We start from the raw sequence: 466 nt of genomic DNA on the forward strand, positions 1-466 counted from the left end.
CCATGCAGGATGGTGTTCCAGCTATTGTGATTACGGGTAGTCATATCCCTTTTGATCGAAATGGCATCAAGTTTTATCGCCCGGATGGTGAAATCACCAAGGTGGATGAGCAGGCTATTCTACAGGCTGAGGTCGAGGTTTCATCGGTACTGCCATTGTTGCCAGACGAATCGGTTAAAGCGCGTCAATTGTATATGGAGCGCTATACACACTTGTTTGCGGCGGATTTGCTACAGGGCAAGCGTATTGGTTTATATGAACATTCCGCCGCCGGTCGTGAGCTGAATGCGGATGTACTCAGAAGTCTGGGGGCTGAGGTGATTTCTCTGGGGCGCACCGATACCTTTGTGCCTATCGATACCGAAGCTGTCTCTGAAGAAGATCAACAACAGGCGCTGGCCTGGTCGGCTGAATACAATCTGGATGCGATTTTCTCAACCGATGGTGACGGCGATCGCCCTTTGAT

At 50.4% G+C, this 466-nt stretch carries 1 pseudogene; it reads left to right on the forward strand.

Annotated features, from left to right (window positions below):
- A pseudogene (locus tag Q4563_RS16060) lies at nt 1-466 on the forward strand (phosphomannomutase); the annotation flags it as partial.

This window comes from Gilvimarinus sp. 1_MG-2023, from assembly GCF_030548285.1.